A 15,858-nucleotide genomic window follows, 5' to 3' on the forward strand; every position below is an offset into this window, starting at 1 on the left:
CACGCCGCCCAGGGGCTGACCTGCTGTTTCAGTCAGCCCTGGCCCCACCGTTTTCACACTGGATTTTCATTTTCTATCGACAGGAATTGCCACCGTGTCAGAAGCTCAGATCACGCCTGAAATACAGGCTGAATTTACCGAATATCCGCTGGTTGCCGCGCAGCCGGGGATCTGGATCGCCGATCAGATCGCCGCGACAGGAAACAGCTATGCCGTCGCCCACTACAGTGAGCTGCACGGCAACATTGACCGCCCCTGCCTGGACGCCGCGATCCGCCAGGCGATGTCCGAGGCGGATACCGTGCAGGCGGTTTTCTGCCTTGCGGAAGACGGCAGCGTCGTTCAGCGGCTTCCGCATGCGCGTACCCCCGATCAGGTACAGCCTGTTGAATGGGTAGATGTCAGCCAGCGCAGCGATGCCGTGCAGGCGGCACAGGATCTGATGCAGGCAGACCTGGCTGCCGACCTCCCTGCTGACGGTGACCGTCCGCTGTACCGGCAGGTGATGATCCGCGTCAGCGCTGACTGCTGGTTCTGGTATCAGCGCTATCACCATCTGATGCTGGACGGCTTCAGCTTCGAAGCCCTGACCCGCCGCGTGGCGGCAGTCTATCAGGCTCTGCGGGCGGGCCAGACGCCGTCGCCCTCCCCGTTTATCTCCTTTGGTGAGGTGGTTGCCGAATATCAGGCCTGGCAGCACTCACCGGCCTGTGAGCGTGCGGCGCTGTTCTGGCAGCAGCACGGTAAAGACTTTCCAACGGCGATCTCCCTGTCGGGTGAAACCTTCAGCCACCACGGCCACACGGCTCCGCTGAAACAGCAGGTCACCCTGCCGCCCGCCCTGCTGGCGGCCCTGGCCCAGCAGCCCGGCCTGCGGGAAACCGCCCCGGCGGAGATTGCCAGCGCCCTGCTGGTTGCCTATCTGGCACGCATCAGCGGTGAATCCCGTCTGAGCATCGGCTTCCCGTTTATGCGCCGGATCGGTTCGGCCGCGCTGGCCGCTACGGGGCCGGTGGTCAACGTCCTGCCGCTGCTGCCTGACATTAATGACAGCATGACGCTGGCCGATGTCAGCCAGGCCCTGCAGAGTGAAATCAAACAGGTGCGCCGTCACCAGCGTTATGAAGCAGAGCAGCTGCGTCGCGATCTCGGCCTGGTCGGCAGTGGCCAGCCCCTGTATGGCCCGGTTATTAACCTCAAGATTTATCACGACAGCCTGGCATTTGACGGCATTGATGCCGTCAGCCACACCCTGGCGATGGGGCCGGTGGACGATCTGGAGTTCGAGATCGGCTTCCAGCTTGGCCAGCTTCAGGTCACGCTGGTCGCCAACCCCGATAAATATGACGCGCAGACGCTGGTCTGGCACGGCGAACGGATCGTCTGTCTGGCAAGACAGCTGGCGCAGCAGCCGCGTCTGCCGCTGGCCAGACTGGCGCTGGTTGCCGGGCACGAGCAGCAGCAGATTGATGAGTGGTCGCAGGGGATCGCCGTGACGCCGCAGGAGGGCGTGGTGTCGATACTGGCCATGCTGCAGCGCCAGGTGGAGGCACAGCCCGATGCCACCGCCGTCGTCTGCGGTGATATCAGCCTGACCTACGGACAGCTTTCTGCCCGGGCAATGCAGCTGGCACGTGAGCTGATAGCGCGCGGTCTGGGCGCGGATGATGTTGTGGCGATTGGCCTTCCGCGCTCAGTGGATTCGCTGGTGGCCATTTTTGGCGTACTCGCCAGCGGTGCCGCTTATATGCCGCTGGATCTCGACTATCCGCGCGAACGTCTTGCGCTGATGTGTGACGATGCGCAGCCACAGCTGCTGCTGACGCACAGCAGCCTGGTGGCTCGCATGCCGGAAGGGGTCTGTCTGTGTATTGATGACGCCGACGTGCGCGCCCGCTGTGATGCCCGCGCTGCCACCCCGGTCAGCGACAGCGAACGCCGCGTCGCCCAGCAGGGTGAGCACCTCGCCTATATGATCTACACCTCCGGCTCTACCGGTCGCCCGAAAGGAGTAATGAGCACCCACGCCGGCCTGCTGAACCTCTTCCTGTCGCACCAGGCCAACCTGTTCGGCCCGGCCATTGAGCGTTTCCACCGCAACCAGCCGCGCCGCATGCGCACCGGCCACACCGCCTCGTTCTCCTTCGACTCGTCATGGGAGCCGCTGTTCTGCATGATGATGGGCTGTGAGCTGAACATTTTTGATGAAGAGCTGCGCCGTGATGCGTGGGGCCTGTTACAGAAAATGAAACAGGTGCCGGTCGACCTGCTGGATATCACCCCGTCGTTCTTCTCGCAGATGATTGATGCGGGACTGTTTGAGGCCGACAGCCACCGCCCGGCGTTTGTGATGATCGGCGGTGAAGCCGCCACGCCGACCCTGTGGAAGCTGATGCAGCAGCACCCGGAACTGGAGATCCATAACTACTACGGCCCGTCCGAATACACTATCGATACGCTGGGTGCCAGCGTAATGGTTTCTGACCAGCCGGTGATCGGCCGCCCGGTGGGTAACACCCGGGTCTGGCTGCTGGACAGCAGGCTGCGCCCCGTCCCGGTGGGCTGTGTCGGTGAACTTTACATTTCCGGCACCGGGATGGCGCGTGGCTACCTCCGCCGTCCGGACCTGACCGCTGTCCGTTTCGTCGCCAACCCGTTCCTTGAGGGCGAGGTGATGTACCGCAGCGGCGATCTGATGCGCTGGCGCAGCGACGGGCAACTGGCGTTTATTGGCCGCGTGGATCATCAGATCAAAGTGCGGGGGTTCCGCATCGAGCTGGGGGAAGTGGAAAATGCCCTGGTGGCGCTGGAAGAAGTCAGTACCGCCGTGGTGATCGCCCAGCCTGTCGGGGCCACAAACCGGCTGATCGGTTACTGCTCGGTATCTGACGATGCCCTGCGCGCCGACGCGCAGCTCTCAGCGAAGCTGCTGGCGAAGCTGGCCGTGACCCTGCCCGACTATATGGTGCCGGCCATCCTGATGGTGATGGATGAGCTGCCACTTAACGTCAACGGGAAAATTGACCGTCAGGCGCTGCCTGAACCGCAACAGATGGCCTTTACTCCCGGCCGCGAACCGCAGGGAGCGGAAGAAACGCTGATCTGCAAGGCAGTGGCCGACCTGCTGGGCATGGAGCGCGTCGGCGCTGACGATGATTTCTTCGCCCTCGGCGGCGACAGTATTTCTGCAATGGGGCTCGGCACCGCCGCCCGCCGCGCAGGCTATCTGCTGCGCCCGCGCGATATTTTTGCCCAGCGCACCCCGGCGCGCATGGCGCAGAATATGCCGCCGCTGGCGACCCGCGCGGCGTTCAGTCAGGTGAAACAACAGGGGGCGATCGCTGGCCTGCCGATCCTGCACTGGTTTAACCAACACGGCGGTATTAACCAGCGCTTTGCCCACGGCGTCTGGTTAAGGGTACCGGCGGCGCTGCAGCCTGCGCAGCTTGAGCAGGCGCTGACCACCCTCAGCGAGGCACATCCGGCACTGGCCGCCTTTACCCGCGACGGCCAGCTGGTGGTCGGCGAAGCGCCTCCGGCCGGACCGCCCCCCCGGGTCAGTACGCTGATGCTGAATGACGCACCGGAAGCCTGTGCCGAAGATGCGTTTGACGCGGCCGTTCACCGTCTTGATCCGGCGAACGGCGTGATGATGCAGGCCACGCTGCTGCAGCATAAGGGACAGACGTTCGGTCTGGTGCTGGTGATCCACCATCTGGTCGTGGACGGTGTCTCCTGGCGCGTCCTGCTGGAAGATCTGCGCGAAGCGGCCGAAGCGGCCATCAACGGCACGCCGCTGACGCTGCCACCTGAAGAAACCTCACTGCATGACTGGTCAGCAGCACTGTTGCGCGATACCGCCCACCGGACGTCTGAGCTGCCGTTCTGGCAGAGCATGTTGCAGGATCCTGTTCCGCTGCTCGGCCAGCGCGCTGTGCACGGACAGGATACCCACGGTGAGATGAAAGAGAAGCGCACGCTGCTGAACGGCAGTCAGACGCAGGCCCTGCTCTCCACGCTGCCGCAACAGTTCCGCGCCAGCGTGGAGGAGACGCTGCTTTGCACCCTGTCGCTGGCACTGGCCGATCGCTTTAAGGTCCGCCAGCTGCGCTATACGCTGGAGTCACACGGCCGCGCTGAACTGGAAGGCGATCGTGACCTGGCCCGCACTGTCGGCTGGCTGACCGCCGAATACCCGCTGCTGGTCACGCTGGGAAATAGCGATAACGGCACGCTGCGCGACACCGTCCGCGCGGTCAAACATGTGCTGCGGGCCGTACCGGATCGCGGCATTGGCTACGGTCAGCTGCGCTACCTCGACGCCGTCCGTGGACCAGAGCTTAAGACACTGGCGCAGCAGCACGCACCGGAAGTGCTGTTTAACTACCTCGGACGCTTCAGCGCCGGGGACGAACTCTGGACACCCCAGCGCACACGCAGGCATTTCCGCGACGCCTTTGCCGTGTATCAGTCCCCGGCGATGCCGCAGCTGCACGGGCTGGAGGTGAATATCTTTGTGGATGAAAACGGCGCGATGCCGCAGCTGGCGATCAACTGGGGCTGGCTCAGCGGCGTATTCAGCGAAGAGGATATTGATGCCCTGCATCAGGCCATGGCAGACGCCTGCGATGCGCTGGCCGGGTTTGCCCGCCGCCATCCTCAGCAGGCATGCGATACCTTAGTGGCCGCCGAGGTCGCGATGGCCGATGTCAGCCAGCAGGATGTGGTGGCGCTGGGTGACCGCCACGGCCCGCTGGCCGCCGTGCTGCCGCTGCTGCCGCTGCAGAAGGGGCTGCTGTTCCATGCGGCCACCGCCGATAACAGCGGCAGCTATAACTCCCTGACCCGCCTGACCTTTAGCGGCGCGCTGGAGGAGGATCGCCTGCGGGCGGCGCTGGATGCCGTGGTGCGTCACCATCCGCAGCTGGCAGCACGTTTTGACAGCGAGCAGACACTTCAGCCGCTGCAGCTGATCCCGGTGCTGCCGGTCGGCCAGTCCGTCTGGACGCTCGACCGCCATACGCTGCCGGTGCTCCCCCCGCAGGACGAAACAAACGCCCTGCTGGCGCTGGAAAAACGCGAGCTGGCGCGGGACCTGTTCAGCCAGCCGGTGATGCTGCACGCGCTGCTGGTGGAGCACGCCGGAGGCGACCGCTTTACCCTGATGCTGAACGCCCATCACCTGGTGGTGGACGGCTGGTCAACGCCGGTGATTTTAGCCGACCTGTTTACCGCCCTGTGGCACGGCCCGCAGGCGCTGACGCCGCACCGCTTCAGCTACGCGGATATCGTCCGTCAGCTTGCCGGGCGCGACGCGGCGGCCTCGCGTCAGCGGTGGCAGCAGGTATTACAGGACGTACGCCCGACGCTGCTGTTCGGCAGTGAGGCCCACACTGGCCCGGTGCACGACCTTGATCTGGTGCTGGAGCCTGAGCTGGAACGCGGCCTGCTGGCGCTGTGCCGCCGCCGTGGCCTGACCCTGAACAGCGTTATGCAGGGCCTCTGGGGCATGCAGCTGGCGATTGAAAGCGGCCATCAGGACGTGGTGTTCGGCTCCCCGGTGTCCGGCCGCTTCGGTCAGATTGACGGCCAGGATCAGCATGTTGGCCTGTTCAGTAACACCCTGCCGGTGCGGGTTCGCTTTGACAGCCAGCGACCGCTGCTGGAGCAGCTGGCCGATCATCAGGCACAGCAGATCCAGCTGATTGAACATGACGATCTGGGCCTGGGCGAGATCCAGCAGCTGGCCGGCAGCGGCACGCTGTTCGACACCCTGCTGGTGGTGGAGAACTATCCGGATAACACCGACCTGTTGCAGGGGCACAACGGCCTGCGCTGCGACCATATCAGCAACCGGGGCTACACCCACTACCCACTCACCCTGCTGGTGCTACCGGGCGAGCGCCTGCACCTGCTGATGGAGTATCGCGATGCGGTGCCGCACCCGCAGCGTTTTGCCGACCGCCTGCTGATGCTGATTGCCCAGCTGGTGGCACAGCCTGACCTGCCGCTGGCGCGCTGGCAGCTGCAGACGCCGGATGAACGGGCGCTGATTGCCAGCATCAATAACACCGCTTACCCGGTCGCCCCCGGCACGCTGCAGGGGGCCATTGAGCAGCAGGTGAATCGCACGCCGGATGCGCTGGCGCTGCTGGACGGCGAACATCGTCTGACCTATCGCCAGATGCAGCAGCAGGCGCGGCGGCTGGCCGACCGCCTGATTGATGCCGGAGTAAAACCCGGGGATATCGTCGCCGTCGCCCTGCCGCGCTCGGTACGCCTGAGCCTGGCGCTGACCGCTATTCTGCAGGCCGGCGCTGCCTGGCTGCCGCTGGATACCGGCTACCCGGATGACCGTCTGGGTTATATGGTGGACGATGCGCGGCCGCGTCTGATTATCAGCGAAAGCGCCTTAGCCGCGCGCTTTGCCGTGATGGGGCCGATACTGACCTTTGACCAGCTGGAAGAGGAACCGCATTCGCCACGGCACCCGCTGCCACCGGCAGACAGCACCCGCCCGGCCTATGTCCTCTACACCTCCGGCTCCACCGGGCGACCGAAAGGCGTGGTGGTGGGCCAGCAGGCTATCGTTAACCGCCTGTGGTGGATGCAGGACGAATACCCGCTGGACGCCAGCGACGTGGTGTTACAGAAAACCCCGTGCAGTTTTGACGTCTCGGTGTGGGAATTCTTCTGGCCGCTGATGGTCGGATCGCCGCTGCTGATGGCCCCGCCGGAAGCCCATCGCGACCCGGAGGCACTGGTACAGCTGATTGAAGACTACGCCGTGACCACGATGCACTTCGTGCCATCGATGCTGGCGGCGTGGGTGACGGCGCTGGAAAGCCGCGACGGCGAGGATAAAGGCTGTCACAGCCTGCGTCGCGTGTTCTGCAGCGGGGAAGCCCTTTCCTGCGAGCTGGCCGCCAGCTATGAAGCCCTGATCGCCGCCCCGCTGCATAACCTGTATGGCCCGACCGAGGCCGCCGTTGATGTGACCTGGCATCCGGCCAGCGGTGAAAGTCTGAAGCAGTGCAGCGGCGCGGGCGTACCGATTGGCTACCCGGTGTGGAACACCGAACTGCGCATCCTTGATGCCCTGCTGCGCCCTGTGCCTGTCGGCGTGGCGGGCGACCTGTATCTCTGCGGTGTGCAGCTGGCGGAGGGGTATCTGTACCGTGCCGACCTGACTGCCCAGCGCTTTGTCGCCGATCCGTTTGCCGACGGTGAGCGCATGTACCGCACCGGCGACATCGCCCGCTGGCTGGACAGCGGTGCCGTGGAATACCTCGGCCGCAGCGACGATCAGCTGAAAATTCGCGGTCAGCGCATTGAGCTGGGCGAAATTGAACAGGCGCTGCTGACCCTGGACGGCGTGGCGCAGGCGGTAGTTGGCGCGCGCGAACTGGGCAGCGTGGCCGCCGTCGGGGCCGATGCCCGTCAGCTGGTAGCCTGGCTGATTGCCCAACCGGAGCTGGCACTGGATACCCGGGTCGTGCACCAGCAGCTGGCGCAGCGCCTGCCGGCGCATATGCTGCCGGTCAGCTACGTGCTGACCGACCGTTTCCCGCTGAGCGCCAACGGCAAGCTGGACCGCAAGGCCCTGCCATCCCCACAGGCCCCGCAGTCGGCTGGCCGCCTGCCGCACGGTGAGCATGAGCAACTGCTGGCAGAACTTTTCGCCCGCCTGCTGGCGCGTGAAACCGTGTATGCCGATGATGATTTCTTCGCGCTGGGCGGGCACTCGCTGCTGGCGATGCGTCTGGCTGCCGAACTGCGTCGTCGCCTGGCAACGCCGCTCACTATCGGGCAGATCATGGCTGCGCGCAGCGTGGAGAACATGGCCCGTCTGCTGGATGAGGGTGCCCACGGCACCAACGCCGGGACGCGTGCCAACGGTGAAAGCCTGCCCTTCCGCAGCGGGACCGGGCCGGTGCTGTTCTGTATTCATCCGGCATCCGGCTTTGCGTGGCAGTATTCCGGTATGCTGCGTCATCTTGGCGGTCACTTCCCGATTGTTGGCCTGCAGTCGCCGCGTCCTGACGGTGTGATCGCCGCCTGTGCCAGCGTGGATGAAATGTGCGATCGCCATCTGGCGACACTGCGCAGCATTCAGCCGCAGGGGCCGTACCATCTGCTGGGTTACTCGCTGGGCGGCACCCTTGCCCACGGGATAGCGACCCGCCTGCAGCAGCAGGGGGAGACGGTAAGCTTCCTGGGTCTGCTGGATACCTATCCGCCAGAGGGTCAGGACTGGACACGGCCGTCAGAGGAGGAGGCCCGCGCGGAAGTCGAACGTGAGGAAGCGGAGTTTATGGCAGCGACCGACAGTGACGATGCGCTGTTACAGGCGGAAAAAGCGGCGATGTTCAGTACCATCGTGGCGAACTACGCGGATGCGGTCCAGCGTCTGAGCACCGCCTCTACCCCGCGCTTTGCCGGTCAGGCCACGCTGTTTGTGGCGAAAAAGACGCTGCCCGCCGGGATGGATGTGCAGAAAAGCTGGGCACCTTACCTGCAGCAGTTACGGGTACACGAACTGGACTGCGATCACATGGATATCCTGTCCCCGGCATCCCTGGTCACACTGGGGCCCTTGCTGGCGCAGCTGATGGTGGAGTGTAAAGACCTGGCCTAAAACAGAGGCGGACCCAAAACCCGGTCCGCCTCTGGGATCCTCGTATCAAGGTCGACCTTTTATAACGGTCGGCCTTTTTTTATGGCCGGTGATAACGTCCGCAGGGGACGATCATCGGCGTGTGCGATACCGGATCGTCAATCACCACGCATTCCATGCCAAAGACCTGCCGGACCAGCGACGCATCAACGATCTCTGCTGGCTGGCCCTGGGCCACGATCTGCCCTTCCTGCATCACCACCAGATGGTCGGCATAGCGACAGGCCTGATTCAAATCATGCAGCACGGCCACCAGCGTATGCCCGCGTTCCTGATTTAACTGACGGAACAAATCCAGCAGTTCGATCTGATGGGCGATATCCAGCCAGGTGGTCGGCTCGTCCAGTAACAGCAGGGGCGTTTGCTGTGCCAGCACCATCGCTACCCATACGCGCTGACGCTGTCCGCCGGAGAGCTCATCCACGCTGCGCTCTGCCAGTTCACTGACGTTCGTCGCCTGCATCGCGCCGTCCACCGCCTGGCGATCGGCTTCGCTCCACTGCTTCAGCAGGCTCTGGTGCGGATAGCGCCCGCGCGCCACCAGATCGGCCACGCTGATCCCCTCCGGCACAATGGCATGCTGTGGCAGCAGACCCAGCTGGCGCGCCAGCGCTTTGGTGCCCATCTGGTGAATATCCTCGCCATCAAGCAGTACCTGGCCGCTGCGCGGCTTCAGCAGACGACACAGGGCGCGCAATAACGTTGATTTGCCACAGGCGTTCGGGCCAATGATCACCGTGAACCTGCGGTCGGGGATCTGCACGCTGAGTTCGCGGGCGATCACCTTCTGGTCGTAGGCCAGCGTCACTCCGCTGGCCTGAAGGCGTGAGGGGGAAGAAAGTTCCATGGTTAACGACGTGACTCCCTGATAAGTAACCCGATGAGATACAGCCCGCCGATGCTGACCGTGACGGCCCCCACCGGCAGCTGTATCCCGTTAAAAGCATGTTGCGCGACGACGTCTGCCAGCAGCAGCAGCAGCGCCCCGGTTGTGGCGGCAGAGAACAGCGGCACAGCATGTGCGCCGGTCAGCCGCTTTGCGATCTGCGGGGCGGCCAGAGAGATAAAGGCGATGGGCCCGGCGCTGGCGGTGGCAATCGCCGTAAGGATAATGCCGCACAGCATCAGCCAGAGGCGGCTGGATTCTGCACTGATCCCCAGCGCCCGCGCACTGTCATCGCCCATCTCCATCAGTTGCAGACGGCGGCTGAGCAGCAGCGCGACCAGAATCGTCAGCGGCACCAGCAGCAGCGCAGGCTGACCTTTCGCCCAAGTGATACCGTTCAGCGATCCGGCCCCCCACAGCGCCGCACTCATGGCACTTTCCAGCGAAGCGCTGATAATCAGCCAGGTATTCAGCGCGGAAAGCACCGCGCCGACGCCAATACCGACGATAATCAGGCGGAAACCCACAATGCCCTGACGCCAGGCCAGCAGATAGACCAGCGCCGCCGCACCGATGCCGCCGACCAGTGCCCCTGCCGCAATCTGATAATAGCCGCCGCCAAACGCGATAATCATCACCAGTGCGCCGGTAAAAGCGCCGGTATTAAAACCGACCACGTCCGGACTGCCCAGCGGGTTACGAATGGCTGACTGGAAGATTGCGCCGCTGACGCCGAGGCCGGCCCCCAGCACCAGTGCTAACATCGCGCGTGGCGCACGCCACTGCCGGATGACGGTGATAATACCGCGCGGTCCCTCTCCCTGCAGCGCCTGCCACACCTGCCCGGGGCGAATACTGAGCGTGCCGTAGCACAGGGCAAACAGCGCCAGCGCAACGGCCAGCAGCAGCAGCGTCAGGTTAACCCACATCACCCGGGATGACAGGCGCAGATTCAGCCAGCCGTCCGCGCGCCCTATTATTAACGTTCTGCTGTGCATGCAGATCTCCCTTAAAGCCCGGCTTCAACTCAACCGGGCTGCAAAATGGCAGGTAACAAAGCCTAATGCCTGCGCTGACGGACCAGCCAAATCAGAACAGGGGCCCCAATCAACGCGGTGACAATCGACACCCGTAATTCGCCCTGCGCCATAAACCGCCCGGCAATATCGGCGGTGAGCAGCAGCACCGGGGCCATTAAAAATGAATAGATCAGTATCCAGCGCTGGTCGGCCCCCACCCACCAGCGCGCCACATGAGGCACCATCAGGCCGACAAAACCAATCGGCCCCACCAGCGCGGTAGACGATCCGCAGAGCAGCATCACCGCCAGCAGCGCCAGCAGGCGGATCAGCACCACCCTTGTGCCCAGCGCGGCGGCAATGTCCTCGCCCATGCTCAGGCTGTTCAGCGAACGCGATACTGCCAGCGCCAGCACCGCTCCCGCCACAATCGCCGGAGCAACAATAAGCAGATTGTCCATTGTGCGGATATCCAGCGTTCCCGCCTGCCAGAAGCGCAGCTGATCAAAGGTTTGCGGATTCAGCAGCGACAGTGAGGAGGTCAGTCCGCCCAGTACCGCACTCAGCGCTACCCCTGCCAGCGTCAGGCGGACCGGATTCACCCGTCCCCCGCTGAGGGTACCAATCGCCCAGACGGCAATACTGGCAATCAGCGCGCCGCCCCAGGCAAACCCCAGCCAGCCGGCCATGCCGCTGACGCCAAACAGGGTGATGCCCACGGCCATGGCAAAGCTGGCTCCGGCATTAACACCCAGTATGCCGGGGTCGGCCAGCGGATTGCGCGTCAGCGCCTGGATCACCGCCCCGGCACCGCCCAGCGCCAGGCCGACCAGGATCCCGGCCAGTGTGCGCGGCAGACGGGCATTGAGAATGATGATGCTGTCAGCACTGGTCAACTGACCGGACAGGCTCTGCCACACCACGGCCGGCGCAATGGATTTGGCCCCCAGCATCAGGCTTGCCAGGCTGACGGCCGCCAGCAGGCACAGGCAGATAATGACACCGCCGGCGCGTGAAATACCTGCCGACAGTGGAGTGGTACGAGGGGAAGCGTGCTGCAATGACATCCCTGACAGATCCTCCATACATGCAAATGAATATGAGTATTATTATCATTAACGTTACTAACCGAATATGTTACCATGCGCACCGCCAGAAAAACATCGGCATCCTTACGCGCCGCACCGGACAGCGTTCCGGCCGCCAGGCACCGGCCCATCAACACACATGGACACTCATGGCTAAGCCCTCCATCCTGCTTGATTTCAGTCTGCTGAAAAATAACGCCCCTTTCCGCGCCATCTTTTGCGCCCGCATGCTGTCCGTCTTCTCGCTGGGCATGCTGGCCGTCGGCGTGCCGATCCAGATCCAGGCCATGACCGGCTCCACCCTGCAGGTGGGGGTCGCGGTGATGCTGGATGGGGTCGGTATGTTTATTGGCTTAATGCTCGGCGGCATCCTTGCGGACCGCCTTGACCGCCGTAAGCTGATCCTGTTTGCCCGCGGTACCTGCGGTATTGGCTTTGCCGCCCTGAGCCTCAATGCGTTTCTTCCCGCACCGTCGCTGTGGGCACTGTATGTGCTGGCGGCGTGGGATGGCTTCTTTGGGGCGCTGGGGATGACGGCACTGATGGCGGTGATCCCGCTGCTGGTCGGCCGGGAAAATCTCGGTGCGGCAGGGGCGCTGAGTATGGTGACCGTGCGCCTCGGGGCGATCCTCTCCCCGGCGATTGGCGGGGTGATCATTGTCGCCGGTGGCGTCGGCTGGGCGTTTGCTGTTGCTGCCATCGGCACGCTGGCCACGCTGATCCCCCTGGTACGCCTGCCGACGATGAAACCGGACGCCCAGGAGCCGGAACACCCGCTGCGCGCGCTGGCCAGCGGCATTCAGTTTGTCTGCCGGCAGAAAGTGGTAGGTTCCGTGGTGCTGTTGGGCATGCTGGTCAGCATTGTTGGCGCGGTGCGCATCCTCTTTCCGGCGCTGGCCATCAGCTATCACGCGGATGCCTCCGCCATTGGCCTGATGTACTCCGCCGTCCCGCTGGGGGCGATGATAGGTGCCTTTACCAGCGGCTGGGTACCGCGTCACGGACGGCCGGGGATTCTGGTGCTGGTCAGCGCCACCTGCGCGTTCCTGGCGATTGCTTCGCTGGGGCTTTACAGCCACTTTATTCCTGCCCTGCTCGCCCTGGTGGTATACGGCTACTGCAATGCCATTGCTTCGCTGCTGCAATATATGCTGATTCAGCACCATACGCCTGACCACCTGCTGGGGCGCGTCAACAGTCTGGGTACTGCTCAGGATGTGACGGGAGATTCCGTAGGGGCGCTGGGCCTGGGCGTATTAGGTAAGCTGTTTACGCCGGTGGTGAGCGTACTGTCGTTCGGTGCGGCAGCGGCCGGTGTCGCGGTGGTGCTGGCCGGTCTGGTAGGGACATTGCGGCGGGCAACGCTGACGACAGCGCCCCCTGCCCCGTCGGAGGCGTCAGAGCCGGTAACCCATTCGTAACCGGCATCATCTGACAGGGGCCGGCCGGACAAACAGGCGGGCCTTCTGTCAAACGGTCCGCTTAGCGGGCTTTAAAGTGCCGTTCGATACTGTCCAGCATATTGCTGGCACTGAAGTAATCGAGGCGGAAGGTATCCGGCCCCATTGCATACACCTGGTTGTTTTTTACCGCGGTAAGATGCTCCAGGAACGGATTCGCCCGTACCCTGCCTACAGTGGCATCATCTGCGGCAAACAGCAGCAGACTTTTCCCGGTCAGTCCTGCCGCCATATTTTCGCCTGACAGCTGAATAATATCGTTACGCTTGCCCATGCTGGTGCCACCGTGTACGTCTGCGGGTGGCATCGCCAGCGTAAAGCCCAGCGCCGACAGCAGCTTGCCCTGCGCAGACGCCTCCGTCCACAGGTTCAGTCCACGGCCGTCTTCGTAGTAAACCAGCGCCGAGACCGGCTGCGGCGGTAACGCAATCGCCTGTTTGACCGCCTGTACCCGCTGTTCGAAACGGTCAATCACCGCACTGGCGTCCTTCTCATGCCCGGTGATCTCCCCCAGCTGTACCGCCAGCTGCTGCCAGCTTTTATCGCCGTAGTCGATCACCAGTGTCGGGGCGATAGCGGAGAGCTGATCGTACAGCTTCAGCGCCGAGTCCCCCCCGGTAGCGGAAATCACGATCAGGTCCGGTGCAGCCGCGGCAATCGCCTCGGCGTTGGGTTCCGTGATATACAGCGGCTTCAGCCCGATCTGAGCGGCCTCGGCGCTCCACTGCTTAAAAAAACCGCGATCGTCAGACACCGTGCTGTTACGGCTGGTGCCGCCGGACCCGACCAGCGGCGCATGGATGGCCAGTAGGGTGCCGGTGATGGTCACGCTGGTAGAGACGATACGCTCAGGGGCCTGCTTCAGGGTCAGAGGCCCTTTGGGGGTTTGCAGGGTGCGCGGCCAGCCCTGCTGTGCCTCCGCTGAGGCTGGAGCAGGCACCACAGCCGCCTGCGAAGCGTCCGGCCGATCGGCGATATGCTGTGTTGAACAGCTGCGGACAGACACCACAAAGATCAGGGCGGCGGCAACCAGTACTGCGCACAATACCGGGAAGGAGAAGGGTTTTTTCATCTTGGCCATTACGTTGCAAATGAGTCTTATTATCATACATTTAATGGCGAACAAATTAAACGGCTTATCGCGGGGCGGTGCGGACGGGCAGGAAGAGAAATGAAAAAGGCCGGGTCCCCCCGGCCTGACAGCGCGTCAGACTTTCATCCAGCGCCGCTCCGCGGCTGAAACCGCTATCGCTTCCAGCACTTTCGATACCTGCAGGCCTTCTGCAAAATCAGGCCACATGCGATCCCCGGCGGCAATACCGTTAATCAGATCGCGGACTTCTACGGTTTTCTGGTCGTTAAAGCCGATGCCGTGCCCGGCAGAGATGCAGAATGCCGCATAGTCAGGGTGTGCCGGGCCGGTGAGGATGGTTTTGAAGCCCTGGCGGCCTGCCGGATCGTCATGGATATACAGCGCCAGTTCCGCCATGCGCTCCTGCGTGTAACGGAGGCTGCCTTTGGTACCCGTCACTACGTAGGTCAGGCCCATTTTGCTGCCGCAGGCAATGCGCGAGGTTTCAATCACCCCGTGCGCACCGTTAGCAAAGCGCAGCAGTGCGCTGGCCTGATCTTCGTTTTCCACATCACGCATCAGCGAGCGATTTTTCGGGTCCGGGCGCTGTTTGATCACCGTCATCATATCGCCGCTGACTTCATCAATATTGCCCACCAGATAGTGCGCCATATTGACGATATGCGCCGCCAGGTCGCCCAGCGCCCCCAGACCCGCCAGTGCTTTCTGGCAGTGCCAGTCCAGCGGCGTCAGCGGGTCAGCCAGGTAGTCCTCGTTGTGGGTGCCGTAAAAATGCACCACTTCGCCAATTTCCCCCCGGGCGATGATCTCTTTCGCCAGCTGGCTGGTCGGGTTTTTCATATAGTTGAAGCCGACCAGCGTTTTCACCCCGGCTTTTTCCGCCGCCCGCACCATTTCTTCAGCATCGGCCGCGTCCAGCGCCAGCGGTTTTTCTGAATAAACATGTTTACCGTGCCGGATTGCCTCCAGCGCCATCTCTTTGTGCAGGAAGTTAGGCGCGCAGATATCGACCACATCAATATTCTCATCCGCCACCAGCTCCCGCCAGTCACCGGTCGACCGGTTAAACCCCAGCGTTGCCGCCTGCGCGCTCGCCAGCTGCGGATTGACCTCTGCCAGCATCTCACGCACCAGCTCCCCTTTCAGGTTAAAGACCGTCGGGGCCTGAGCATAAGCGATTGCGTGGCAGCGTCCGATATAACCGGTACCGATCAGCCCGATTCTGACTTTTTTCATGGTGGGTCCTTAGGGTGGGAGAAAAATGAAACAAACATTCAACATCCATGGAATGTATATACCGAAACTTAGCGTATCAACGTCAAAATGAAATAAACGTGATCACCCTGACGAAAATAAGTGCAACACGGCTGCAAGCCCCGTCACACCCTGCAAGGCATGCCGCAAAAGCATCATTATTGTGGGGAAACTCACACCGCTGCCAGGAAGGTGCTGCTTTATTCAGCAGTTGAACCAAAAGCGTGAAATCAGGCTTTGACATCCCCTGCCCCGCTGGATATGATGCGCCCCGTTCCAACAATTCCTCTGTAGTTCAGTCGGTAGAACGGCGGACTGTTAATCCGTATGTCACTGGTTCGAGTCCAGTCAGAGGAGCCAAATTCGAGAAGCCCGCTTAAG

The 15,858-nt window shown here is 62.9% G+C and carries 7 protein-coding genes and 1 tRNA gene; 3 read left to right on the forward strand and 5 right to left on the reverse strand.

The genetic code is table 11. From position 1 onward, the window contains the following. Positions 1 to 94 precede the first annotated feature (94 nt). Complete coding sequence (locus ACZ3HG_RS05875) at positions 95 to 8,638, forward strand: amino acid adenylation domain-containing protein (protein ID WP_465332236.1); 8,544 nt, start codon at positions 95 to 97, stop codon at positions 8,636 to 8,638. A gap of 79 nt (positions 8,639 to 8,717) precedes the next feature. Here ACZ3HG_RS05875 and ACZ3HG_RS05880 read toward each other — a convergent pair whose 3' ends face one another. The 3 genes from ACZ3HG_RS05880 to fepD form a co-directional block, all read right to left on the reverse strand. Beyond that, positions 8,718 to 9,524 carry an ABC transporter ATP-binding protein gene (locus ACZ3HG_RS05880; protein WP_465332238.1) on the reverse strand — a complete coding sequence of 269 codons (807 nt, stop codon included), beginning with the start codon at positions 9,522 to 9,524 and terminating at the stop codon, positions 8,718 to 8,720. A 2-nt stretch (positions 9,525 to 9,526) separates the two neighbouring features. Further along, positions 9,527 to 10,561, reverse strand: coding sequence for an iron-enterobactin ABC transporter permease (fepG, locus tag ACZ3HG_RS05885; RefSeq protein ID WP_191932820.1), 1,035 nt, complete (start codon positions 10,559 to 10,561; stop codon positions 9,527 to 9,529). A gap of 62 nt (positions 10,562 to 10,623) precedes the next feature. Next, positions 10,624 to 11,649 (reverse strand): Fe(3+)-siderophore ABC transporter permease, encoded by a 1,026-nt coding sequence (fepD, locus tag ACZ3HG_RS05890; protein WP_191932821.1) that lies wholly within the window; start codon positions 11,647 to 11,649, stop codon positions 10,624 to 10,626. A gap of 170 nt (positions 11,650 to 11,819) precedes the next feature. Here fepD and entS point away from each other — a divergent pair, with 170 nt between their 5' ends. Beyond that, positions 11,820 to 13,091, forward strand: coding sequence for an enterobactin transporter EntS (entS, locus tag ACZ3HG_RS05895; RefSeq protein WP_191936549.1), 1,272 nt, complete (start codon positions 11,820 to 11,822; stop codon positions 13,089 to 13,091). Positions 13,092 to 13,152: 61 nt separating this feature from the next. Here entS and fepB read toward each other — a convergent pair whose 3' ends face one another. After that, positions 13,153 to 14,202, reverse strand: coding sequence for a Fe2+-enterobactin ABC transporter substrate-binding protein (gene fepB / locus ACZ3HG_RS05900; RefSeq protein WP_191936688.1), 1,050 nt, complete (start codon positions 14,200 to 14,202; stop codon positions 13,153 to 13,155). 135 nt (positions 14,203 to 14,337) lie between these two features. After that, positions 14,338 to 15,459 carry a Gfo/Idh/MocA family protein gene (locus ACZ3HG_RS05905; RefSeq protein WP_465332240.1) on the reverse strand — a complete coding sequence of 374 codons (1,122 nt, stop codon included), beginning with the start codon at positions 15,457 to 15,459 and terminating at the stop codon, positions 14,338 to 14,340. A gap of 302 nt (positions 15,460 to 15,761) precedes the next feature. On the opposite strand from ACZ3HG_RS05905, the gene ACZ3HG_RS05910 reads away from it, so the two are divergent. After that, positions 15,762 to 15,837: transfer RNA gene (locus ACZ3HG_RS05910), tRNA-Asn, on the forward strand. Positions 15,838 to 15,858: the final 21 nt, after the last annotated feature.

Source organism: Erwinia sp. PME.40.26/001, assembly GCF_055556675.1.